This window comes from Algoriphagus sp. PAP.12 (genome assembly GCF_026652115.1).
Classification (GTDB): Bacteria; Bacteroidota; Bacteroidia; order Cytophagales; family Cyclobacteriaceae; genus Algoriphagus.
Window position 1 is genome coordinate 42628 of the sequence record NZ_JAPPSQ010000004.1, and the last position, 23851, is coordinate 66478.

Genomic DNA, 23851 nt, shown 5'->3' on the forward strand with positions numbered 1-23851 from the left:
CTAAAAAATCCAATTTAGCTTTTCAGCAGCTCGTTGTACTTTCTGGCATTATTTGGATCAACTTCCAAAAGTAACTCTACCGCTTCAGTACGGATTTCCAAAGATGCATTTTTTAAGATCTGAGAAATCTCATCACTTTTCGCATCCATAAATGAAATGGTAAAAATTCCATTAGGTTGAGTTTTGTTTGCTTCGGCTACCAATTTGATGGCTTCCAAAATATTTTGATAGGCCTTCTCAGGTTCTACTTGAAGGATATCCAAGCCTTGCCTATGATACAAATAATATGCTTCACGAATGGAAGAAAAGACCGAGGAGGTGTAGATATCATTAATCAACCAATAGCGGTTTCTCCGATCTGAGGTACTTTGGACCCAACCAGCTCTTCCTGACTGCTGTGCATTGTTAACAATATCATTAGCTACTGCGAAAAACTGACTTCCCCCTTCATTTGCAAAAGTATCATAATCCAAACCTAAAGCGATATTGGCATAAAAGGCCAACAAAGAACTGATATTATTTAAAAAGGTAAAGCGATTGAATTCCAATGGCTGAGATTCAATGTATTCAAAATTCCAGTTTCGATCTGCAAAATTAAAAACTAAGCTTTCGTAATCTGTTCCATAAATTGGCCTGACAACTTGAATCTGAACTGTCGCTGAATACACTCCAACCTGAGGCACATCATTAATAGTAATCAGCAAATTCCCTTTGATTCTTTCCTCAGGTTTAAATTCATCCGTGGTCCAAGACCTCCCGTTCAAAAACTGCTCGAAGGAGTTTTTCATCTGGGTAAACACATTTGTATTCTGGATTCTCGCTCTATCACTGTTAATGATGACAGTAAAATTCAACTCCTGAGAGAAAGCAAATATTGAAGGGAAAACAAATAAAAGTGTGAAGAGCAATTTTTTCATTCCTCTAAAAATAAAATAAAATCTTAGGCTTTGATCCAATGCTCAGTTTTTTTGATTTCATCCAGAATCAAAGTGGCAATTTCTGATTTTGGAGCTAATGTGGATTCCACATGTTCTCCATTTCTCGAGAAAATATGAACCTTATTGGTATCCAAACGAAAACCAGCCCCTTTTTCTTTCATGGAATTCAATACTATCAGATCAAAGTTCTTACGCTCAAGCTTGGATTGGGCATTTTCTTTTTCATTCTCGGTTTCTAAAGCAAAGCCAACATGTATTTGACTCTTTCTCTTCACTTCACCCAAGCGATGAGCAATGTCTACATTTTTCTTTAGCAAGATGGACATTTCTGAACCACTCTTCTTGATCTTTTCGGGCGCTACTTCAGCGGGTGCATAATCTGCAACAGCTGCTGTGAAAATCACAATATCCATTTGATCATGAACCGCTTGTGCTGCCTGGAACATCTCATCAGCAGATTTGACATCTGTCCAATGAAATTTAGATTTCTCAACAGGAATATGAATAGACCCCGAAACAACCCAAACTTCTGCTCCTCTTTCTACCAATGATGTAGCGAGAGAATACCCCATTTTCCCACTGGAATGATTACTAATGAATCTTACAGGATCAATTGCCTCTTGAGTTGGCCCCATCGTAATGAGAACCTTTTTTCCTTTGAAATCAGCCTTTTTGCTAAAAAACTTCTGAACCTCCAGCAAGATATGCTCTGGCTCCATCATTCTACCTTTTCCAGAAAGCCCACTGGCTAATTCACCAGATTCAGCATCTAAAAGAAGGTTCCCAAAGGATTGTACTTTCTCCAAGTTTGATTTTACAGATGGATGCTGGTACATATCTAGATCCATTGCTGGAGCTAGCATGACAGGGCATCTTGCTGATAGGTAGGTAGCTGAAAGCAAATTATCACAAAGACCATTTGCAAACTTTGATAGGGTATTAGCACTCAAAGGTGCAACTAAAAATAAATCAGCCCAAAGACCCAATTCCACATGGTTATTCCATTCCCCTGTCTCATCTTTTTGGAACTGATGAAGAACTGGCTTTTTTGAAAGTGTAGAAAGTGTCAAAGGAGTAATAAAATCAAGAGCAGAAGCGCTCATGATGATTTGCACTTCTGCTCCTTCTTTGACTAAGAGTCGGGTAAGGTGTGCGGATTTGTAGGCAGCAATACTGCCGGTAACACCTAATACAATCCGCTTCCCTTTCAGGCTCATTTTATTGACCTTCTTCCGTCTCTGGGAATCTGTGATATACTTTATCTTCCATAAACTCTTCCATAGCAAGAGTAGATGGCTTAGGCATTCTTTCGTAAAATTTGGAAATTTCGATCTGCTCCTTGTTTTCGAATACTTCTTCCAAGTTATCTACAGTGGAAGCAAACTCAGAAAGTTTTGTATTCAATTCTTCCTTCAAGTTACTGGAGATTTGCTTTGCTCTCTGACCTACAACATGAAGAGATTCATAGATGTTGCCAGTTTTCGCAGCTACTTTATCCAAGTCGCGTGTAATGATGGATGGGTTAGTTGCCATTTTATCTCGATTTAATTAATTATCATTTTTAGTTTGAGGAGGGATCGAAGTTGCAGCTTCTGCAGCAGCTTTAGCTTCCGCTTCAGCTTTAGCATTTCGTTCAGCTACTTCCTGCTTCAGCTTCATATGATCCTCCAATTCCTTCTTGGTCTCAGATTCAAAAGACTGTACCTCTGCAGTAAACTTACTACCTGGATATCTTCTATAGAAAGTGGTAGCAAAGCCCAAAGCTTCATTCAATCTATCCTCTTTTTTGGAATAAACACTGTTTTCAGCCAATGCTGTACTTACCTCCACTAATTTATAAGCGATTTCCTCATTGTATTTACTCTCAGGAAAGTCTTTTGCAAAGTTTTGAAAACTTACTACACATGCCAGAAGATTTTGACCAGGATAAAGTCCATCTTTCAATCGATAATACATCGATGCCTCATGATAGGCTTTTTCTTCAAATCTCCCTTCCAGATCCTGAAGCATATCCATTGCTCTTTCGTAACTCGCTGAACCAGGGAATCTGGTCACGAATTGCTGAATAGCTGAAACTGCCTCTTGGCTACTTTGCTGATCCAAATTGAAATCGGGTGCATCCAAATACAGTGAGTAAGCATTCATGAACAACGCCTCTTCTGCTAAAGGGCTACGATTGTAGGTACGGTAAAAGTTGCTGAAATAACCAGCAGCCTCTATATACCTTTTTGTCTTGAAATGACAATTGGCATAATTATAATCCGCCAATTCGGCTTTTTCACTTCCCCGTATAACAGGCAAAACTTTGTCATACAAGATAATAGCTTTGTTATACTCTCCTTCTTGATAATACTTATTGGCTCCCTCGTAGAGTTCTTCCCAATTGGTGCTTTTTTCCAATTTGCTGAAAGGCCCACAGGAACTGAAAACCAAGACGAAAAGGAGAATAAATAAGTGTTGTACGCGCATGTTCATTTTCAAGACCGCAAATATACGGGATATTAATTGGTATTCAAATGGATAGAGTGAGGTGACTTTTACTTCTTCACAACGAGTTTTTTGGTCACAATATTTTTATTGTCCACAAAAAGCGTGTAGAAATAAACTCCGGGATTCAAATCAGACACGTTAATCACGAGTGAAGCTCTATCTGGATCCAAGGTATATTCCGCCACTGGATTTCCAATAAAACTGTTAATTGCGATTTTGGCCTGAGCCCCCTGCTTTTTAATCTTATAGTCAAACTGAGCTACCCTGTTGCTTGGATTTGGATAGACATCCGAGAGTGAAATCGATTCATAATCAAAATCATTCACTTTTTTGTTTGGATTGCTGACATTGTATTGCGCTTCCACTACAAAAGCCTCACGCAAATTACTTTCATTGACAAATACCAAATCAAAACTACCTCTGGTCTCAGCGATCCCCATGTCCAAATCCAAATATAGATCGGTCAAGATTTCTCCGGGGTTTAAGCTTAGTTTGATTTTTGCCAAATCTCTTTTGGCATCGTAGCACTGATCTCCGACACAAATTTTCATTTGCTGAGAAGAGCCTAAATTTCCTGAAAGATTTTTCAAGAAATAGGTTTTGGGCTGATCAGATTCGTTTTGAAGGATGACAGTTTTACGATGAGTGGAACCGATATCACCAATAAAATCGAGACTTTCACTCAACACACGCACCTGTTGCGCTTCCGAAATCATTGGAAACGCAAGCATCAGCCATGCAAAAAATTTGAGAAATGTCTTCATGTAAAGTTTTTATCGATACGCTAGTCAGTTGTTTAACTGCATTTAATATACGCACAAAAATACGTCTTGGGTAGTCTTAAGGAGAAAAAATCCGGTTAATTGTTGTTAACCATCATAAAATTTTTTCTAATATTTTTCGTTGGGGAGATTTCCATCCTTCTTAATCGGCCTCAACAGAGGTTTTTTTGGTAATAAACCCCGTTTTTCTAGTGACTTTCTGATTTCTTCATCAGTTGGCATCAAGATTTCCGCATCTGGTTCATCGAACAAGTTTTTTTCATCAGGGTCAATTTCTTCGACCATTCTCCAAGCAAAAATTGTCTCCATAGAAGGTTTTTCTTCGATTCGCCATTGAAAACCTTCTAGTCTTGAACTTTCCTCATCTACCAATTGAAACGGAATAAACTTTCCATCAGGCTTGACGTCGTACTTGACTTTCTTAATAGCGCCTTCTTTAAAGTCCATTTGAATAGTTGCCGACAAAGTTCGGTTGATCCCTTGGGTTAAAGTATCTCCTTCTAAAGCATAGTATAAAGACTCTCCATTCCCTTCAATTTCTAGTTTACTAATTTGCCCATCAGCAAAATACCCATTAAGCTTTCGTCCTTTCATTTGATTGAAATTCGCGAGCGTATCAGTCATGACAGAAAAGACATTCTCCTGCATATATACTCTTCTCAACTCTTCATTTTGAATGAAAAAAGTCATCGAATCAGCTGTCATTTGATTATTCTGATTCCAAATAACTGGATCTTGAAAAAGTCGAATGGTGGAATCATTGTAATTATATGCCAGTGAATCAGAGACACCTGATAGATCAGACTTAACCATTTGAACCGAATGAAAAGCCAATAGATATTTCAATGAATCAGACTCATGGTCTTGGGAGATCAAAGTATCTGCAGCCAAATACAAGGTGTCTTTTTCAAAATACTTTCTCACCAAAGCATTTCCATAGACCAAACTGTAGCCTCGCTCTTCCCAGTATTTCCCCTCATCTCCAAATATTTCTACTTCCCTTTCCTTATTGTAAACTCGGATATTTTCTTTGCCTTCATAGTACCCTTCCAGTTCCCTGTAAAGCAACTCTTCTGCTTTCACCCTGCTGGTCTCGGTATCCACTACCCCATCAAAAAATCGAAACAATTTATTCTGAGTATCATAAAAGCTGCCCTTTTGAGCATTTAACGTATTCCCATCCTTCGAAACCAAGTTTGTCAAACCTTGAGTCTCTGCTGTTTTAGGAATAGTCAAATACACCAGAAAATTGGTTTTCATGGTATAGTCTGGGTTTACCAAAACCACATCATCCTCAAATGTTATTTTTTCTAAATTCACCTCATATTTCCCTTTTTCACTGGTCAAAACATTGGTAGAATCCACCACTTTTCCCTCGTTGAAATAGGTAGCTATATTTGCAGGGCGATTATAATCCAAGAAATCCGTATAGAGTTTTGTCTCTCCGTTATCGAAAATCACATTGGTTCTCAGCTTTGCCAATTTCGTATTTCCATCATACTCAGCATAGGCGCTTCTGGTGGTCACCGAATCCTCCATATCCTCAATAAACACCCTACCATATAGCTTTGCCATGTTGGTTGCTCTATAAAAATGCGCTGAGTCACAATTGATTAGCGTGGTCTGATGCTTCATTTTGACATTCCCCAATAATCTCTCAAAGCCATTTGCCCCCAAAAGAGAATCGGCCTCATTGATCTCAAGCACACTTCCACTCTGCCCAAAAACAGATAGTGATAAGAAAAGCCCTAGGCCTAAAAGAAAAAACTGAGGTAAAGAAAATTTCATCGGATAATTCAAGTGGGCAAAATTAGTAGAAAAAGCTATTTTTGATCAATGATCTCAGCTTTTCAAGAGCATATACGCCAAAAGTCTCTTCTTGATTCAAATTCCACCTACCTTTTTGCCTGTAGTGGAGGTGTCGACAGCATGGTTTTGGCAACTCTTCTTCATCAACTCAATATCCCATTTGTCCTCGCACATGTAAACTTCCACCTTCGGGGTGAAGAAAGTAATGGTGATGAAGAATTTGTAAAAAACTGGGCAGTTAATCATGAGATTCCTTATCAAGTTTTGGATGCTGATGCACATCAGGTGGCAGAAAATCAAAAGATCTCTACCCAAATGGCTGCACGGGAAATTCGCTATGACTGGTTTGAAAATTTAAGGAGAGAACTCGGGTTGAATGGAATCATCTTAGCACACCATGAAGATGATCAGATAGAGACTATTTTCCTGAACCTTTTAAGAGGAACGGGGCTGGATGGTTTGATCGGAATGGCAGACCGGAAAGGCCACTTGATAAGACCATTGTTGCCATTTTCTAGGAAACAAATTGAAGAGTTTGCAAAGGAAAGTGGCATCCAATGGAGAGAGGACTCCTCCAATAAAAAAACTGATTACAAGCGGAATAAACTAAGACTGGATGCTTTACCTCAGCTTTTTGACACCGCCCCAGATGCCAAAAAGAACTTACTTTCAAGCCTCAATAGGCTGAAAGATTCCTCCAAAGCATTCTCAACTTTATTCGAAAATTGGAAATCCCAAGAGATTAAAGTGGATGGCGATTTTCAGTTTTTACAAATTTCCGCCATCAAAAACACATCGGGAGCAACTTCCTTGCTTTTTTATTGGCTAAGACCTTTTGGTTTTAATTCAGATCAAGCTGAATCTATTTTGGAGGCCTGCCAAACACACAATCCAGGTAAAGTTTTTGAAACAGGAAATTTTCGATTGACAATCGATAGAGATGAATTGATTCTCTCTCCGAAGACAGGTATATTCGAAACCATCACGATTCAAAAAAACGACATAGAAGTCAACTGGGAAGAAAAAACATATGAGCTCCTGAAGCTTCATGAAAAAGCTCCAATAGATAAATCCAAAACCAATGCAATGTTGGATTTGGAAAAAATCAGTTTTCCTTTAGAAATCCGAAGTTGGGAATTGGGGGATAAATTTATCCCACTAGGGATGAAAAACAGCAAGAAAATCTCTGACTTTTTGATAGATTTGAAAGTATCTGTAGCTGAAAAATCAAAAATCAAAGTCTTAATATCTGAAGGAAAGATTGCTTGGGTAATCGGCTACAGGATAGCAGACTGGGTAAAACTGGATGCATCCACAAGGAAAACTCTATACATCAAACAAAAAAACTGATGCTGAATCCTTTTTCAAAAACCTATACAGCCGAAGACCAAAACACCTTCGATTTCCTGAGGTTAATTAAATTTTTTGAGCGGCTAAGAAACAATGAAATGGCAAGATTCATTCCTGCTATGCATCAACGGAAGTATTACCGTGACGAAGTGGTATTTTTCAGTAAAGATCCGAGCCAGGCTCTGTATTTGGTCAAAAGAGGCCAAGTGAATCTTACGATTGATGTAAAAGATAATTTTGAATCCATTTTGGAAGTCAATAAAGGGGAAGCCTTTGGAGAAAACTCGCTTTTGGAAAATGCCAAAAGGACCTATACCGCAATCATCACTTCAGAGGAAGCTGACTTGGTTGTCATTCCTCATTATGCCATTCAGGAGATTTTTGATTCCAGTCCAAAAATCAAGGCAAAAATGATGACTTCCTTATCTGAATATTACAATGACAATAACCAGCGCTTATTCAAATCCTACAGGGAATCCTTTGGGTTTTTCAGTCTTAAGCAGATGTTTGAGTAAGCTGAATTTCCCAGCAAATCAAAATTTTAAAGTATTTCTCAACCGAATAACAAAGTATTGTCCTGAGGGTTTCTATTCCTCCCATTGTTTAATAACTTAGCGCCGCTTTTTATAGGCTATATCAATTAATAAATCATAATATCATGAGCAAAGTAACCGTTGTAGGGGCTGGAAATGTAGGCGCAACTTGTGCTGACGTCCTAGCCTATCGCGAAATCGCTGAAGAAATAGTATTAGTAGATATCAAAGAAGGTGTTGCCGAAGGCAAAGCCCTTGATATCTGGCAAAAGGCTCCAATCAATCAGTATGACCCTCGTACTGTTGGAAGCACCAATGATTACAGCAAAACCGCAAATTCTGACGTAGTAGTAATTACTTCTGGTCTACCTAGAAAACCAGGTATGACTCGTGACGACTTGATCGAAACCAACGCTGGTATCGTGAAGTCTGTTACTGAAAATGTAATCAAATACTCTCCTGACGCGATCATCATTGTGGTTTCTAATCCACTTGATGTAATGACTTACCAAGCTCATTTGTCCTCCAAACTTCCTCGTACCAAAGTAATGGGTATGGCTGGAATCTTGGATACTGCTCGTTACAGAGCTTTCTTGGCTTCTGAATTGAACGTTTCTGCTAAAGAAATCCAAGCAATCTTGATGGGTGGACATGGTGACACCATGGTTCCTCTTCCTCGATACACTACAGTAGCTGGTATCCCTGTGACTGAATTGATCGAAAAAGAAAAATTGGATGCAATCATCGAAAGAACCAAGTTCGGTGGTGGTGAATTGGTTAAATTGATGGGTACTTCCGCATGGTATGCTCCGGGATCTGCAGCTGCTCAAATGGTAGAAGCTATCTTGAAAAACCAAAGAAGAGTATTCCCTGTTTGTATCAAATTGGACGGAGAATATGGAATCGATGATTGCTACCTAGGTGTTCCAGTTATTTTGGGCAAAAACGGTATCGAGAAAGTAATCGAATTGGACTTGAACGAAGAAGAAAAAGCATTGCTTGAAACTTCTAGAGGTCACGTGAAAGAAGTAATGACCGTATTGGATAACCTTTCCAAGTAATTCATATTAAATTAAAGACCCGGGATATGATCTAGTAAGATGATGTTCCGGGTCTGATTTTTGTTAAAACTTAAACAGATCAAACCCCCTGAAGTGAAAATCTGGAAAAGTCTACTGGTTCTAATTTCTATTTTTGTACTAGGTGCCTCCGGCTACTGGGCATATACCAACTACTTTTCAACTTCTCAAGTCAAGAACTTTGATCTAATCGGACAAGATGCTGTCTTTGTCCTTGAATCCGATGAGTCCGCTCTCATCTGGAATGAATTAGTGGAACACCCTTCCTGGGGAATTCTCAAAAACTTCCCTTCTTTTCAAAAAATATCCGAACAGCTAGTAAGCCTAGATAGTCTAACGGACCATTCTGGAAAAATCACACAGCTGTTTAACGGAAAGACCTTAACCATCTCCTATCATTCAACAGGAGCTGAATCATTTGATTTACTTTTCACCTTAGAGGCCTCTCAAGGAAGCAGTGCAGATTTATTCGCTCAACTTTCGGAAAAATTACCAGCTGGAGCAAGAGTCACGACCAGACAATACTCCAGCCAGCCGATTTCCGAATTTTTCGACTCGAATAACAACAGGACTTGGAGCTTTACATTTTTGGGATCAGTGATGGTGGCATCTCAATCATCCTTTCTAATTGAAGAATCCATACGGAATTTTGTCAATCCCGAACTACCCACATTTGGAGATTTGATTCCTACAGATAATAATCTAGATCGGCATGAAGGTGTCCTTTGGTTAAGCGGAAGAGGCTTGGGAAGTCTGCTCAAAGGAACGCATCAAAACCGCGAAAATCTTTCTGCTGAGACCTTACAAAACCTAAGAGGAGTTGTTGGGCTTCAACTGAACTTGATGGAGGATGAAATTGCGTTTGAAGGACCTCTTTACTTGGCGGATTCAGTCAACTTTACGCCATCGTTATCTGCAAACCTGAATGCTATTGAAAGGGCCATTCCCAATTCTACTTTAGCAGTCACGCAATATAATTTGCAAAGTATTTACGAGACTCAAGCCATTGAAAACCGAGCCTTTCCACAGAAATCAACCTTGCTGGCAGAAATTCAAAGAAACTTAATTGATCAAGGATTTTTAGACAGCTTTACCGGAGAACTTTACCTTCTTGACCTGGAAGCCTATGGAGGGTCTGACCAAAACCTAGCCTTGATTGCCAGAACAACTTCTCCAGAGGAGTCAATCGAATTGGTCGAAAAATACCTGTCCGAGCAAGGAAATGAAACCTCTGACTATTACGGTGAAAACAAGATCCTTTTTATCGGAGACGAGGAGTTTCCAGCTCATTTATTCAAGGGCAAGTTTTTCGGCTTTGATCAGACTTTTGTAACCCAAACAGAAGAATTGCTCATTTTCACGAATACACAGCAAGGGATGAAAATGATATTGGATGCGCACGCCAGTCAAAATACCTGGGCAAATGAAAACCGCGCTCCTGATGCAAAAATCGCATTAACTCCTTCTTCGGGTTTTTCCATAATCTATCTTACTTCTGAAATTTGGGATAGTTGGGCACAACAAACCAACCCTTCCTGGAGCTCATTTTTACAAAAATACGCATCTGCTTTTCAGGCTTTTCCATATATCTCATTCCGGGTAAATCAGATAAGTAGTGAAGCAAAAGCAAGCCTAAGCTTCCCTTTCAAATCAGGAGAAATCAATGAAATCACACCGGAATCATCGGTAAGTTTGAAAGCGGAAAGCCAAGAAACTTTCCCAGCGGCATTGATTTATGGCCCAAAGGCTATCACAAATTATCAGGACAATACTGAGGATCTGATTATCCAAGATGTAAATCATGTGATGTATTTGGTGAATTCTGCCGGGGAAACAGTTTATAGCGAACAGCTTTCTGGCCCAATAGTATCTGATGCCTTTCAAGTAGATTATTACAAAAATGGAAAACTTCAGCTTTTAATCGCTACACCTGATAAGATCTACGGAATAGATAGATTAGGCAACCCGCTTCCGAATTACCCTTTCTCATTTACGGGAGAATCGATCACTCACCTGAATCTTGTTGATTATGACAACAACAAGGAGTACAGGTATTTTATCAGTACCAGTGGTGGAAACTTATACCTTCTAGATAAGACCGGAAATAGATTGGATGGATGGAATCCACTTCCAATTGGAGGAGTAAGCATCATGGCCCCTTCTCATTTTAGAGTTCCTGGTCGTGGAGACTACATGGGAGCTGTCACCAAAAGCGGAAAACTATACCTTTTCAACCGTAGAGGAGAAGCTCAAAGCGGATCTCCGATTCAGGTCACAGATGAATTATCCAGTGGATTGGTCTTCAACAGAAGCAATGGCTCCAGAGCATATCAGCTTTCTGGAATTTCATCGAGCGGGGAAGTAATACATGTGAATTTTGGAGGTGAAATTTCCTATAGAAATCAATTGATCAAAGAAGACAGGGACAACGAGTTCCTTGTTGTGCAGGATCAAAAGGAAATGGATTTCATATACATTTCTCGCCAATTCAACCAAGTGCATGTATTAGATCGAGATGAAAAGGAATTATTCTCAGTTAGAGCATCAGATGGCGAGCTATCCTATCAGCTTTTTGACTTTGGATCTACAAGACAGATTTTTGTCATTACAGACAGGACTCAAGAGTTCTCCTATCTCTATGACCTAAAAGGGAACCTGATGACTCAACTTCCGCTTGAAAGTAATGGGGAAATTGAAATCAGTTATTTCCCAAATCAAAGCCAATATCAAATCCGAACTATCTCCGGAAACAGGTTGACTACTTACCAACTAAGCGACTAATCCAAAAGAATTGCCCCTGCTCATTGAATTGAGTAACTTGCACCCAAAATCCCAAAAGGTTTTATGTTTAGACAATTTCTATTCGTATTTGCTATTCTATTTTTTTCTGCAGAAGTCTCTTTTGCACAATTAATCGCCGACAATGCCGAGTCTGAAAATGTCGGCACCAAGGTTAACCTCAGCTCGCCTTATCATACGACGCTTACTTTTTTTTATAACTTGGAAGAAACCGATTATCATCCTGAAAAAGCAGCCCAAACGCTAGACATGACTGATATGTCTGATGCTGAGGGAGAAAAATTAAGTATCAAACTAAAACAGATTTTTGAGGGAAAAGGCATAATCATCAGGACTAGCTCTGTTCCAAACCTTCCCAATTACCAAGACAGCACTTCCGGAAGCTCTGAATCGCTTTATTTCTTTGATAAACAGAAAATCCCAGGCGTATTTCTTGAAAAGAGAGGTAACCAATGGAAATTTTCGGCTTTTACAGTCAGTCAAATAAATGATCTTCATAAAGAAACCTACCCCTACGGTACTGCGAAACTTTTAAACCTTCTGCCCCAGATTGGAAATGACGTGTATCTGGGCCTACATCTTTGGCAACTTGTGGGTATTTTCTTTTTGGTCTTCTTGGTCTTTTTAGCACACTTCTTTTTCACCTTTTTGGTAGATAGAGTTTTGGTCTACTTTTTCAAAAGAGTCGGTTATCAAAAAGTTGGAGAAAACTACCTACTTCCTGTAGCCCGAATTACAAGTATCTATTTGATAGTTCTGTTCTTAGCTCTTTTTATGCCGGTTTTGCAGTTACCTGCAGAGATATGGGCTTGGATTGTGATCATTCTCAACACGTTGAAGCCATTCCTGATTACTGTGATTTTCTACAAGTTAGTCAATGTGATCGCAGTTTATTTTGCGCGTTTGGCAACAAAAACTGAATCTACACTAGACGACCAGCTTGTTCCTTTACTTAGGAAAACCCTCAAGGCATTCGTAGTTGTAATCGGAACTTTGTTTATTCTGAGAGACGGTTTGAATCTCGATATCATTCCATTCTTGACAGGACTTTCTATTGGTGGTGTGGCTATCGCTTTGGCGGCTCAAGACACGATCAAAAACTTCTTTGGATCAGTCATGATCTTTATTGACAAACCCTTTCAGGTAGGTGACTGGATCACATCTGGAGATATTGATGGAACAGTGGAAGAAGTTGGTTTTAGGTCCACCAGAATTCGGACTTTCAGAAACTCTGTCATGTACGTACCCAATGGAAAAATCGCTGATGCAACCCTTGACAACCATGGGCTAAGAAACTACAGGAGGTTTTACACCACCCTTACAGTCACTTATGACACCCCTCCACAATTGATTGATCAGTTTGTGATAGGCTTGCGTAAAATTGTCCTGGCACACCCAGACACTCGAAAGGACTATTTCAATGTCTATTTCAACAATCTTTCAGCCTATAGTCAGGACATCATGTTCTATGTGTTTTTTGAAGTTCCATCTTGGCCAGAAGAGTTACGAGCTAGACATGAAATCCTTATTCAAATTGTTGAGTTGGCAAATACATTGGGAGTAAGGTTTGCTTTCCCTACCCAAACTCTCCACATGGAATCATTCCCCGAGAAACAAAGTCTAGTTCCCGATTACAACAGTGACTCCACTTACTATCAAAAGAAGTTAGGTGAGTTTATGCAAAATCAGCTAGGTAAAAAAGGAAATTAATCGACCTGAAAGACTTCTTTGATTGGTGGTTTATTTTTGTCTTTGAATTGAATAAGCAATTCATAAATCCCTTTCATATTAGAAGTAGAAAATTCCACTTTTCGATTTGGCACATTTTCTCCCCAATACAAAACCGACCTGAAATCGGGACTTCTAGGATTCACTGAATTTTTTTGAGCAAACTCACCCTCGAAACTTACATAAGGGTTGACTCCTGAATAATCCAAATACAAGACTTGATCCGGCACAGGGAAAAGCCCAAAATTGTTTTCGTAAGATGAAAAGTTGAGGACTCCTGCATAGGTTCTATCGTTCAGATAAAACTCCCTATTCAAAACCTCTAACTTTTTGAAAAACTTTGGATTAAAGTTCGCCAGCATATCCGAGTTGAATACAGGAAGGGCGTCCACCATCATCAAGGGATTGCCATCAAACATGATGTTGACTGGATTATTGAGTAAACGGAACTCTTTCAACTTATCACGCCTTCTGATTGCAACCCCAGGCACATACTCTTTTATCACAGTTTCGACAGTTTCGAACCGGGTATAATCATCCAATAGATAGGATTGATCCGCAACAAAGCCTGTCACAACGGGAATCGAATCAAAGCGATATTCCTGATTATAATAAGGCTCCAGCGCCGAGGCCATTTTCAATTCCTCTAGCCATTTTGCATCTTCTGGATGAATCACTAATTCAGGAATAGAAAAACTAGCTTTGAAGGTAGTCTTCGGCCCTGGACTTACAATTTCCAAATCAGGGATCGCTGTACCTTCTTCGACTTGGATCAGTAAATGATCCCAATGCCTAAATCCACCTAAATCAAAAAAGAGATTTCCTTCTAAATCAGGCCTATCGGTGAATAAAGCTGATTTCTCACCATGAGCTGAAAGGAAATAAGTTTGCGTAGTATCCGCATTCCCACTATTTAATTTTGCATGAACAATATGTCCAAAAAGCTCAGGAATGAATATTTCAGGCTTAATAGTCTGATAAATATCCTCTGACTTCAACTCCTTTTCATTGCCTTGCAAATAGGGGTTCATGACAGAAATATGGACAGACTCAACCCCATTAGAAAGGACTTGAAACTCAACATCCTGATTTGTTGAATAGGAGGATTTCACCAGGTCATTTGGTGTTGAAATCAACTTAAAATCCACCTGTCCTTCTGAAGTAGATTGAGGAGGCAAACTTGGATTGAGGATTGTAACCAGCCTTTGTTTGATACCATTACCCTTTGGATCATTTGCAGAAATCCTGGTAAAAACACGAAGCAAATAATTCCCTGAAGGAATTTTGGAATTCAAACTCAAATAATTGAGTGCATTTCCATTTTCGAGAGGAAGTTTTCCCAATGCCCAAGTCCGACTTTTTTCATCCAAAAGCTCTGCATAAATCACCTGAGATTCAGATACACTTGTAGAGGTATTTGCAGATGCTCTTATCCATATTTTCTCATCTGTAAAAAACAGAGTTTTGGGTAGATCAAATTCGATCTCTTCCTTGGAAGTTTGTGCAGAAGCCAATTTTACCAATGAAACAAAAAGGGCAAATAAGATTATTAAAGGTTTATTTTTCATATCAATCTTTCCAAAAATCCGGTTTTTCTCGATCTGCATAAAGGGTACAATCAGCACATCTTCTAGCTGCTGTGTAATATCCGATGGGACCCATCGGTCCAGGAACGACTCTTGCAGGCAGCACTGCACCACTAGAGAATACTTGCTCATACATGGCCGATCTGATGGTATCAATACCTATAAAGCAATCATCAAATTCAGCAATGGAAATATCCCAAGGCAATATTTCCTCACGATCTATAAATATCCTTGCTTGCTGAACCACTCCAATACTAATTTGTCCGACTACCGGCCGTTCCTGATCATCCACATAATGTAAATTCCCACCTATCAAGGAAGGTAATGGGCTGAATACGCTACCGATATCTTCTGAGTTTTTTTTGATCTTTTCCCAAAATTCGACTGCTTCTTGTGGAATTGCTTTCTGAGAAACCAAAATGCTATACCGCAATTGCATCCTCGGGTCCCCCTCCTCGAATTCTTTGATAGTCTGTCGAAACACAACCTGATTTTCAAATCTTGAACTGGTTTCCAGTATTATTCCTGCGTTTTTTTCGGTTTTATAGCAAAGATCTATTCTTTCATCATCATTTCTATTCACAACTCCTTCGTCCGGCTTATAAATAAATGTCAAACGGATTCTTGGAAGAAAAATCCAGGTTTCGTCATAGGTCCACAAAAAGTCGTCGGCGTTTTCATTCCCTTGTGTGTTGACGTAAACCTCGACACCTGATTCATCTCTTAGAAATCCAGCATCAAGGATGGGAGGAGTCAAGATGGGTTGAATAGGATCACTTTCTACCACTTGACCATTTGGTAATTGAATTGAAAGCAGATAGGTATTTGTCTCTGGTATATTCTTTTGAAAAACATATAATCCATCCCCTTCCTCCACTATGGAGTGAGAATCCCCAGTATCAGAAATCAATTCAATCTTTGCTCCTAACACTGGAGATGGTGAATTTTCTGCTCCAAGATTCGATGTCCTGCTTAACCTAAGTTCACTTCTCAATCCTTCTGAATCAAAATATCCTTCCACCACAAGAATGCTTTGGTCTAGCTGATTCACCTCTGGCTCATAAATCTCTCGACAGGCAGATACGGACACCGCTAGGATAAACACAAAGAAGAAATAAAAAACAGCCTTCATTCTATCCAAAAGTCAGGTTTTTCATTCGTCCCATAAAGAGTACAATCCACGCACCGAGTTGGCGCATAATAGTATCCAACAATCGTAGTCCCTTGCATCAACTCTCTAACAGGAGAGACACCAGAACCGCCGAATGTACTATTGAAAATATCAGTACCAATAGTAAGAGCATCTTGAGAAACGAAACAATCATCAAACTCAGGATCAGAAAAAAACCAAGGACGAACCTCACTGTTTTCTACAAAAATCCTCTCTTGCCTTACTACACCTATACTCACATATCCTACCGCTCTGGAATCACCATTTTTCGCATGAATATTTCCAGAAATGATAGAAGGAAGAGGACTAAAGAATGTTCCCAAATCGAGTGAATTTTTCTTCAAAATCTCCCAAAATTCCACAGCTTTGGCATCCAATGCTTTTTGGGAAATCAGCACACTGTACTTTTCTGCAAGTCTTTGATCATTGGTTGGGATCTCAGAGATGGTTTGACGGAACACGACTTGATTCTCAAACCTTGAACTAGTTTCCAGCAAAATATCTGGACTTTCCACCGTTCGGTAGCAAAGATCTACCCTTTCTTGCTCAGTTCTTGTTCGGACCGCATTTAGGTCTTTATCAAAAATATAAGGGCTTCTAATCCTTGGCCTCAAAATCCAGGTTTCTTCATAGGTCCACAAAAAATCGTCGGCATTTTCATCTCCTTGGGTATTAACAAAAATCTCAACGCCATTTTCATCCCTTACAAAACCTGCTTCCAAAATAGGGGGAGTAATAATAGGTTGAATTGGGTCACTTGAGAATTCATTTCCATTGGGAAGTAGAATATTCAAATTATAAATTTTGGCCTCATCCAGATCTTGTTGAAAAGTGTAAATACCATCCCCTTTTTCAGAAAAAGAGTAAGCTTCACCTGATTCGGAAATCAATTGAATAGATGCACCTTCAAGTGCACTGGGTTCATAAGAATCAGAAATCGAAGAGGTAAAGGATAATTTCAAGTCGCTCGAAAGTCCTTCGGAATCCAAGTAACCTTCCACCACTAAAATCCCCGTTGCTTGGGCCTCTATATCTGGAACAAACTCCTCCCTGCAAGATGTCAAAAACACCAATAAAGAGAGCAGAGCGGTATTTCCTAGATTTCCAAGAAACTTCATCAGAACCTGAAATTGTAGGTTACGAACGGAATCTGACTACCAAAAATAGATAATTTATATCCTTGAAGAGATCCACCCTGCGGCACAAAATAAATTGAATATGGATTGGCTCTACCGAGCAAATTGTAAACCCCAAATGACCATGAAGAATGTGCGAGTTTTCTCACCTTATGATTTCCTTCTAAATTAATAGACAAGTCCAACCTCAAATAATCCGGAACCCGCTGCGCATTTCTTTCAGTGAAGTACACCCGTTCACTTCCTCCGTATTCAAACTTGCTTACTGGCAAAGTTATAGGCCTTCCGGTGCTGTAATTACCAGAAAATGTGGCATTGAATCTCTTGCTCACCTCATAATTTAAAATCAAAACAGCATGATGTGGTTGATCAAAGTTGCTGGAGTACTCCTCTCCATCATTGATCTTTTCTTTCGTCTCATCTTGATTGGTTCTGAGTAAAGATCGGGCATAGGTATAGGAAACAGACCCTGTCAATCTTCCGCTACTTCTTTTCAAAAACAACTCCAGACCATAGGCTCTTCCATCGGTGTTTAGGACATCTTGCTCGACATCATCGTTGAGTATAATCGTCGCTCCACTCCTGTAGTCCAATAGGTTTCGCATGGTTTTGTAATATACTTCAGCTGAAAATTCTAAGGTATTCAAAGCCATGTTTCTGAAATATCCTAGAGCATATTGGATTCCGGTTTGTGGACGAATAAACTCATCACTTAACTTCCATGTATCAGTTGGAGAGATGACAGAAGTATTACTCAATAGGTGGATATTCTGTCGCATGGAGTTCACTCCAGCTTTTAAAGAAGATTGATTATTCAATGAATATCTAGCAGAAAACCTGAATTCAGGACCATGGTATGTTTTGATAAACTTACCAGATTCATGATTCACCTCACCTGTCACATCCTGTTCGGAATGAGAGGAACCATCGGGATAGGTAAACGTAGTCTGTGGACCCAGGTAGTTGTACAGGTTATATCTAAGTCCCCCACTGACCATCCATTCATCATTAATTTCAAATTCATCAGAGAAATACAAGGAAGTTTCTAGAGCTTGTTCTCTTTCAACTTCATCGGAAATCACAATGGATTCAGGTCCATAAGGTCTGATTTTCCCCGGATCCAATCGGATATGGTTTAGGTGAATTCCATAATTGAAAATATGCTGATCTCCATGATCCTGACGAATATCAAGCTTAGCAAAGGTTTGGTCGATACCGAATCCAAATTGATAGGAATTCAAAGGATTGTCCTCTCCCGTAATATCAAAATCATAGGAATCTCTACCTCCCGAAAAGCTTGCCTCAACCTGCTCATTAAAATAATGGGTCCATTTTGCAGCGAAATTCTGGTTTTGGTAGCCATATACTGTATCAGGATCAAATCGGAAATTATCCTTGCTCAAATAGCCTGTAAACTCAAATACATCCTTTTCACCAAATTGATGGCTTACATTCAAATTGACATCGTAAAAATTGGCCCGACTGGCATTAAAATCTGCTCTATCCTCCAGCCAATCCAAAACCCAATCTGAATAAGTGCTTCTGCCTGCAACCAAAAAGGTTGTGTTTTCTCCCAATGGCCCTTCCAAACTTAGCCTACTTGTCAGCAAGCCTATACCTCCACTTCCGCCAATTTTATCAGTTCTCCCGAACTTAGGTTTGACCTGCAATACAGAAGAGAGCCTTCCTCCATAGCTCGCCGGAATACCTGCCTTATGAAGATCAACACTCTCCACTGCATCTGCATTGATCGCTGAGAAAAACCCAAATAAATGGGAAGGATTGAAAAGAGTGGAATTTTCATAAAGCACCAAGTTTTGATCGGCCGCTCCACCTCGTACATTGAAACCTACACTTGCCTCACCTACTGTATTCACACCTGGTAGAACCAAAATCCCCTTGAGTACATCCACCTCTCCCAATACCGCAGGAAGCTTTTTCATCTCCGTCACTGACAAAGTCTGAACTCCCATTTCTGGTCTGCTGATATGGTTGATCGCGCCGGAGTTTACCACTACCTCACTTAGAGAGTAAATACTTTCCCCAATATTCATATTCAACTCCCCATCTCCTCTCAGGTCAATCAATCTTTGCTCTATATATCCTCCTAGATTTTGGATATAAATAGTATGTTTCCCTACCGGCAAAACAATACTGTATGTACCGTCTGGGGCAGAAACTGACCGGGTAAAATCAATCTTTTCAAAAACGATAGCACCGGAAATGGGTTCTCCATTTTCTAAGCTTGTAACGACTCCACTCAGTTTCGCCTTTGTCCGTCCAGGTGTCAATTCTCCAATGACAAACCGATTATTCCTTACAAACGCCTCATCCACCTGACCATTTAGATCTGTATCAGACCTAGAAATATTCCTAAAAAATCCATCAGGAAGCTGAGTTTGTAATTTTTCTCCCTTGGAAATAAAAACACTGTTTTCATTCCCGAATGAATAGTGTAAATCAGTCTTTAGGAAAATAGCATCCAGCAAATCACTCAATTTACTTTTGTCGGCTTGTAAGTTTACCGTAAGATCTGATATATCTTGAGCCTTAAAATAAAATTGGTAGGATGTCTCTTCCTCCACCCTTTCCATGAATCTTTGGAAAGATATTCCAGGAAAAAATCCACTGATCCTAGGCTCTTGAATATCCTGAGAGAAGGACAATTTTGTCCCAATCAATAGAAAAAGAAATACAAAATAAAATTGTTTCATTGGGTCAATTGTCATTGAGGTTTTGCGCCTCAGAAATGGCTATGGATAAATATTCCTCTGGCTCAGATTTAAACCTTACACCTTGCTTTTTCATCCGCTTTTTCAACTCTTTTTTATTTACTTTTAAAATTTCTGGGATTTGTCTAGTTCTATTTACCCGAAAAAACTCCCCATCTCTCCATAGGAAGTATTCCGTTTTCTCTATAAACACATCGGTATATTTACTAATGTCATTTTTGTCTTTAGTGGTCTTATATTCTTTGACCAAAGCCAACACCTCGCCCTCATTCAGTACTTTGTACAGCCCATTTAAATGATATAGAAACCCTTGATTTCCTTCAAAAAACTGAAATCTATCACCATTGGCTAATCTGAACTGATCTACTTTTTCAGGGTTGATCAGAATTTTCTGATTATAGATCGGATGAAAAGTCAACACTTGATCTCTATAAGAATCGTACATCAATGGAACTTGGGGATATGTAATCCCATTGATTTGAAGGCTCCCATTTTCAAATTGTCTAGAAAAGTAGAATGGATGACCCTCAATAGTTTTGGGAGCTTCAGCATATTGCCCACCTGTAATTAATTCCTGGAAATAAGGAATCTCCTGCTTATAAGAAGCTAAATACTTCAGACTATCGCTCGCAACTTGAGCTCTCGCAGAAGAAGCAAAAACAAGAAATAAAATGAAAAATTTAATTTCTTTCATACAGCAAAATACGATTCATATAAGGCAATGATTCAACATTATTCAAAATATTTTTAGTCGGTTCAGACAATATTTAAAAGGATGTTTCAAAACCCACATCAGTCATCCAAGTTAGTTTTCCCAAAAGTCAGGTGCGACATTGCTTCCTCTCAAGGTACAGTCTACACATCTCTCAGTAGAATATAAATAGCCAATTGGAATCAATCCATTTTGGTTATAAATGGGGTATGTAGGGACTTTTGACCCAAAGCGAAACTCACTTTCGTAATCAGCAACAAAAACAGTATCCTGCCCCAAAGAGCAACCAAAATAGTCATCAACCTCGGGTTGCCAAGGATACACCTCCAGGATATCAATAAACAGCCTTTTCTGACTCACTTTTCCTAAACCAACTTGACCGATAACCGGAATTTCAGGATTTTGGTCATGAACCATATTTCCTTGAACCTGAGATGGAAGAGGGCTAAAAATTGTTCCTAAATCATCCGTATTTTCTCTTAGGTTTTCCCAAAATTCTGTTGCATCTGGCGTCAAAGCTTTCTGTGTAATCAAAATACTATACCTGACAGACAATCTTTCATCTCCTTGATTGATCTGAAGGATAGGCTGGCGAAATACGAGCTGTTCTTCAAAGTCCGAGGATGATTGTAAAATCAAATTTGAATTAGGGACACTTCTATAGCACAAATCATATTTCTCCTCTTCAGTCCTCTCCACTACATCTTTGAGTTCTTGATCATACTTTACATTGGAAGGAAAAGGAGATTGAAATGCCCAGGTTTCTTCATAAGTCCATAAAAAATCATCAGTTTTTTCATCTCCCTTCGTGGTGATGAAAATTTCAACTCCATCCTCATTCTTTTCATAATCGATATCAATGATATCGGTTGAGTTCAAAGGCTTCAATTCTCTTGAAGAATAACTTTCACCTCCCGGCAAAGAAATTTTCAGGACATAGGTATCTTCTTCAGAAATATCCTGTTCAAATATATAATCACCCCCTCCTGCTTCAGAAAGGTAAAACCTTTCACCTGAAGAAGCTTCAAGATAAACCGTCGCTCCCAAGATCCTTGGGAAATCCTGAGAGTCGGATTGAAGGCTTTGAGTATAACTTAGACTGAGTAAGCTCGATACACCATCAGTATCCAAATATCCCTCAACAACCAAAATCCGAGAATCTGAACCAGAGATTTCGGGTTCAAATTCTTCTCGACATCCTAAAAGACTTATAATCAAAAAACAGGCAATGCCTATTACCTTCTTATTCATTACTACTTAAATTAGAATCAGTTGTGTTTGCCAGCAAGACAAGGGATTTCAAAAACTTTCGTTTTTCCCTGTTGAAATAGACTCCTTTTTTAATGATATTTTCTCTCACAGCCTTTTTTGAAACTCCCAGAAGTTGGATTGCTTTCTTCTTAGACGTAACCGGAAAAAATTCGCTTCCGTCATAGAAAAAGAAATCTTCGAATTCCTCATAGGAAGCAAAATAATCACCCAACTCCTTAGATCTGACCACAGTTTTAAAATGTTTCGAAATCAGGTTCATCTTACCTTCCTCTATGACCTCATAAAAACCATTCTGATTCCGCAAATACGATTCATTTCCTTTCAATTGTTTAAATGAACTCCCATTAGAAAGGCTAAATCCATTTATTTTTCCCGGCTTGATTAATAGATTCTGAGAGAAAACTGGATGAAGCGTAATCAATTGATCAAATCGAATATCATACAAGAGAAGAACCTCTGGATAATAAATCTGATTGATCGTCAAAGTCCCCAATTCAAAGCTCTTTCCAAGCAAATAAGGAAATCCTTCATAGTTCTGAGGTGGAGTGGTATACTGCCCTCCAGTAATCAATTCCTGAAAAAAAGGGAGCTCTTGCTTATACTTTTCAAGATTACCTAAGTTTCTCGCACTTCCTTGGGCAAATACCGGTACCATCAATACCGCAAATATGCCCAGTAAAAAAATTCTTTTATTCATGAGTAAAAATACGTGCGATTGAATTTTTGATACGGACTTTTTTCAAATTATGTTTAGATAGGCATCTTTCCCATTTGGACGGAAAAATCACTACACCAAATTGTCCCAAAATGACCAATCGCAGAAAAGCACTAAAAACCATTGCACTTTCTTCAATTTTAGCCAGCGCTCCTGTAGCTTTGACAAAGGCAGAAGAGAAAAAACCTTCAAGCATCAAATTCTCTTTAAACACAAGTACAATCCGAGGTCAAAAGCTTTCTCTTTCTCAAATGATCCAAGTTGCTGCGAAAGCTGGATACGATGGAATAGAACTTTGGATCATGGAGCTCAATCAATATTTAGAGTCTGGAAAAAGCCTTTCATCTCTTAAAAAAGAATTGGATGATGCTGGAATCAAAGCAGTCAATGCAATTGGATTTGCTACATGGATGGCTCAGGATGCAGAAAAAAGCAAAAAGGGGTTTGAGCAAATCGAGCATGAGATGAATCAATTGGCTGAGATTGGCTGTGTCAGAGTAGCAGCACCGGCCATTGGGGCAGAAGTTCCAGTTGATCTATTTGAAGCCGGGGAAAAATATGCCAAACTTTTAGACCTTGGTCGTAAAACAGGATGCATGCCTCAGCTTGAGTTTTGGGGAGCATTCCCTCCATTTTATCAATTGGGACAGGCTTTGGCTGTAGCAGCAATCGCCAATGATCCAGACGCTAGGCTGTTACCAGATGTTTATCACCTATTCCGAGGAGGATCAGGCTTTGATGGATTAAAATTGGTTAGTGGGAATGCAATAGAAGTTTTCCACTTGAATGATTTTTCTGACACTTTGCCGAGAGAGCAACAAGAAGATAAACATAGGATTTTCCCAGGTGACGGGGTTGCTCCGCTTAAAGAAATTGCAAAAACATTGATCGAAATGGGAGGAGAAAAGACACTCTCCCTTGAACTCTTCAATCCAAGTTTATATGAAATGGATGCTCAGTTTGTTGCAGATACAGGTTTGGCTAAAATGAAGCAGTTTTTTTAGAATATGATTTCTTGG

The 23851-nt window shown here is 39.2% G+C and carries 19 protein-coding genes; 6 read left to right on the top strand and 13 right to left on the bottom strand.

Annotated features, from left to right (window positions below; genetic code table 11):
- Positions 1 to 14 precede the first annotated feature (14 nt).
- The 6 genes from porD to O0V13_RS06705 form a co-directional block, all read right to left on the bottom strand.
- Positions 15 to 917, bottom strand: coding sequence for a type IX secretion system protein PorD (gene porD / locus O0V13_RS06680; RefSeq protein ID WP_268034223.1), 903 nt, complete (start codon positions 915 to 917; stop codon positions 15 to 17).
- Between the two features lie 23 nt (positions 918 to 940).
- Complete coding sequence (coaBC, locus tag O0V13_RS06685; protein ID WP_268034224.1) at positions 941 to 2155, bottom strand: bifunctional phosphopantothenoylcysteine decarboxylase/phosphopantothenate--cysteine ligase CoaBC; 1215 nt, start codon at positions 2153 to 2155, stop codon at positions 941 to 943.
- Position 2156: 1 nt separating this feature from the next.
- The gene (locus O0V13_RS06690) at positions 2157 to 2471 is read right to left on the bottom strand and encodes a DNA-directed RNA polymerase subunit omega (protein WP_268034225.1); all 315 of its coding nucleotides are present in this window, start codon (positions 2469 to 2471) and stop codon (positions 2157 to 2159) included.
- Positions 2472 to 2486: 15 nt separating this feature from the next.
- A complete protein-coding gene (locus O0V13_RS06695) occupies positions 2487 to 3407 on the bottom strand; it encodes an outer membrane protein assembly factor BamD (protein WP_268034226.1) in 921 nt (306 codons plus the stop codon).
- Positions 3408 to 3475: 68 nt separating this feature from the next.
- Complete coding sequence (locus O0V13_RS06700) at positions 3476 to 4192, bottom strand: T9SS type A sorting domain-containing protein (RefSeq protein WP_268034227.1); 717 nt, start codon at positions 4190 to 4192, stop codon at positions 3476 to 3478.
- 126 nt (positions 4193 to 4318) lie between these two features.
- Positions 4319 to 5998, bottom strand: coding sequence for an OstA-like protein (locus tag O0V13_RS06705; RefSeq protein WP_268034228.1), 1680 nt, complete (start codon positions 5996 to 5998; stop codon positions 4319 to 4321).
- A 48-nt stretch (positions 5999 to 6046) separates the two neighbouring features.
- On the opposite strand from O0V13_RS06705, the gene tilS reads away from it, so the two are divergent.
- The 5 genes from tilS (at position 6047) to O0V13_RS06730 (ending at position 13490) form a co-directional block, all read left to right on the top strand.
- Positions 6047 to 7369, top strand: coding sequence for a tRNA lysidine(34) synthetase TilS (gene tilS / locus O0V13_RS06710; RefSeq protein ID WP_268034229.1), 1323 nt, complete (start codon positions 6047 to 6049; stop codon positions 7367 to 7369).
- Complete coding sequence (locus O0V13_RS06715) at positions 7369 to 7884, top strand: Crp/Fnr family transcriptional regulator (RefSeq protein ID WP_268034230.1); 516 nt, start codon at positions 7369 to 7371, stop codon at positions 7882 to 7884. The genes tilS and O0V13_RS06715 overlap by 1 nt, the downstream gene beginning before the upstream one ends.
- A gap of 143 nt (positions 7885 to 8027) precedes the next feature.
- Positions 8028 to 8963, top strand: coding sequence for a malate dehydrogenase (gene mdh / locus O0V13_RS06720; protein WP_268034231.1), 936 nt, complete (start codon positions 8028 to 8030; stop codon positions 8961 to 8963).
- A 93-nt stretch (positions 8964 to 9056) separates the two neighbouring features.
- Positions 9057 to 11762, top strand: a complete 2706-nt coding sequence (locus O0V13_RS06725; RefSeq protein ID WP_268034232.1) for a hypothetical protein — start codon at positions 9057 to 9059, stop codon at positions 11760 to 11762.
- A gap of 63 nt (positions 11763 to 11825) precedes the next feature.
- The gene (locus O0V13_RS06730; RefSeq protein ID WP_268034233.1) at positions 11826 to 13490 is read left to right on the top strand and encodes a mechanosensitive ion channel family protein; all 1665 of its coding nucleotides are present in this window, start codon (positions 11826 to 11828) and stop codon (positions 13488 to 13490) included.
- Here O0V13_RS06730 and O0V13_RS06735 read toward each other — a convergent pair.
- The 7 genes from O0V13_RS06735 to O0V13_RS06765 form a co-directional block, all read right to left on the bottom strand.
- Positions 13487 to 15076: a hypothetical protein gene (locus O0V13_RS06735; protein ID WP_268034234.1), complete on the bottom strand. Its 1590-nt coding sequence runs from the start codon at positions 15074 to 15076 to the stop codon at positions 13487 to 13489. The two genes, O0V13_RS06730 and O0V13_RS06735, sit on opposite strands and share 4 nt — an antisense overlap.
- Position 15077: 1 nt before the next feature.
- Positions 15078 to 16226 (bottom strand): DUF4249 domain-containing protein, encoded by a 1149-nt coding sequence (locus tag O0V13_RS06740; RefSeq protein ID WP_268034235.1) that lies wholly within the window; start codon positions 16224 to 16226, stop codon positions 15078 to 15080.
- Positions 16223 to 17383 (bottom strand): DUF4249 domain-containing protein, encoded by a 1161-nt coding sequence (locus O0V13_RS06745; protein WP_268034236.1) that lies wholly within the window; start codon positions 17381 to 17383, stop codon positions 16223 to 16225. The genes O0V13_RS06740 and O0V13_RS06745 overlap by 4 nt, the downstream gene beginning before the upstream one ends.
- On the bottom strand, positions 17383 to 20115 hold the full coding sequence (locus O0V13_RS06750; protein WP_268034237.1) for a TonB-dependent receptor: 2733 nt from the start codon (positions 20113 to 20115) through the stop codon (positions 17383 to 17385). Before O0V13_RS06750 ends, O0V13_RS06745 begins: the two co-directional genes overlap by 1 nt.
- 4 nt (positions 20116 to 20119) lie before the next feature.
- Positions 20120 to 20827: a hypothetical protein gene (locus O0V13_RS06755; RefSeq protein ID WP_268034238.1), complete on the bottom strand. Its 708-nt coding sequence runs from the start codon at positions 20825 to 20827 to the stop codon at positions 20120 to 20122.
- Positions 20828 to 20938: 111 nt separating this feature from the next.
- Positions 20939 to 22096: a DUF4249 domain-containing protein gene (locus tag O0V13_RS06760; RefSeq protein ID WP_268034239.1), complete on the bottom strand. Its 1158-nt coding sequence runs from the start codon at positions 22094 to 22096 to the stop codon at positions 20939 to 20941.
- Positions 22089 to 22814 (bottom strand): hypothetical protein, encoded by a 726-nt coding sequence (locus O0V13_RS06765; RefSeq protein WP_268034240.1) that lies wholly within the window; start codon positions 22812 to 22814, stop codon positions 22089 to 22091. Before O0V13_RS06765 ends, O0V13_RS06760 begins: the two co-directional genes overlap by 8 nt.
- Before the next feature lie 110 nt (positions 22815 to 22924).
- Between O0V13_RS06765 and O0V13_RS06770 the strand changes: the two genes are divergently transcribed.
- On the top strand, positions 22925 to 23836 hold the full coding sequence (locus tag O0V13_RS06770) for a sugar phosphate isomerase/epimerase family protein (protein WP_268034241.1): 912 nt from the start codon (positions 22925 to 22927) through the stop codon (positions 23834 to 23836).
- Positions 23837 to 23851: the final 15 nt, after the last annotated feature.

Bases quoted from the DNA above. Each gene is read 5' to 3' on its own strand.
- porD (WP_268034223.1), bottom strand. From the start codon at position 917: ATGAAAAAATTGCTCTTCACACTTTTATTTGTTTTCCCTTCAATATTT.
- coaBC (WP_268034224.1), bottom strand. From the start codon at position 2,155: ATGAGCCTGAAAGGGAAGCGGATTGTATTAGGTGTTACCGGCAGTATT.
- O0V13_RS06690 (WP_268034225.1), bottom strand. From the start codon at position 2,471: ATGGCAACTAACCCATCCATCATTACACGCGACTTGGATAAAGTAGCT.
- O0V13_RS06695 (WP_268034226.1), bottom strand. From the start codon at position 3,407: ATGCGCGTACAACACTTATTTATTCTCCTTTTCGTCTTGGTTTTCAGT.
- O0V13_RS06700 (WP_268034227.1), bottom strand. From the start codon at position 4,192: ATGAAGACATTTCTCAAATTTTTTGCATGGCTGATGCTTGCGTTTCCA.
- O0V13_RS06705 (WP_268034228.1), bottom strand. From the start codon at position 5,998: ATGAAATTTTCTTTACCTCAGTTTTTTCTTTTAGGCCTAGGGCTTTTC.
- tilS (WP_268034229.1), top strand. From the start codon at position 6,047: ATGATCTCAGCTTTTCAAGAGCATATACGCCAAAAGTCTCTTCTTGAT.
- O0V13_RS06715 (WP_268034230.1), top strand. From the start codon at position 7,369: ATGCTGAATCCTTTTTCAAAAACCTATACAGCCGAAGACCAAAACACC.
- mdh (WP_268034231.1), top strand. From the start codon at position 8,028: ATGAGCAAAGTAACCGTTGTAGGGGCTGGAAATGTAGGCGCAACTTGT.
- O0V13_RS06730 (WP_268034233.1), top strand. From the start codon at position 11,826: ATGTTTAGACAATTTCTATTCGTATTTGCTATTCTATTTTTTTCTGCA.
- O0V13_RS06735 (WP_268034234.1), bottom strand. From the start codon at position 15,076: ATGAAAAATAAACCTTTAATAATCTTATTTGCCCTTTTTGTTTCATTG.
- O0V13_RS06740 (WP_268034235.1), bottom strand. From the start codon at position 16,226: ATGAAGGCTGTTTTTTATTTCTTCTTTGTGTTTATCCTAGCGGTGTCC.
- O0V13_RS06745 (WP_268034236.1), bottom strand. From the start codon at position 17,383: ATGAAGTTTCTTGGAAATCTAGGAAATACCGCTCTGCTCTCTTTATTG.
- O0V13_RS06750 (WP_268034237.1), bottom strand. From the start codon at position 20,115: ATGAAACAATTTTATTTTGTATTTCTTTTTCTATTGATTGGGACAAAA.
- O0V13_RS06755 (WP_268034238.1), bottom strand. From the start codon at position 20,827: ATGAAAGAAATTAAATTTTTCATTTTATTTCTTGTTTTTGCTTCTTCT.
- O0V13_RS06760 (WP_268034239.1), bottom strand. From the start codon at position 22,096: ATGAATAAGAAGGTAATAGGCATTGCCTGTTTTTTGATTATAAGTCTT.
- O0V13_RS06765 (WP_268034240.1), bottom strand. From the start codon at position 22,814: ATGAATAAAAGAATTTTTTTACTGGGCATATTTGCGGTATTGATGGTA.
- O0V13_RS06770 (WP_268034241.1), top strand. From the start codon at position 22,925: ATGACCAATCGCAGAAAAGCACTAAAAACCATTGCACTTTCTTCAATT.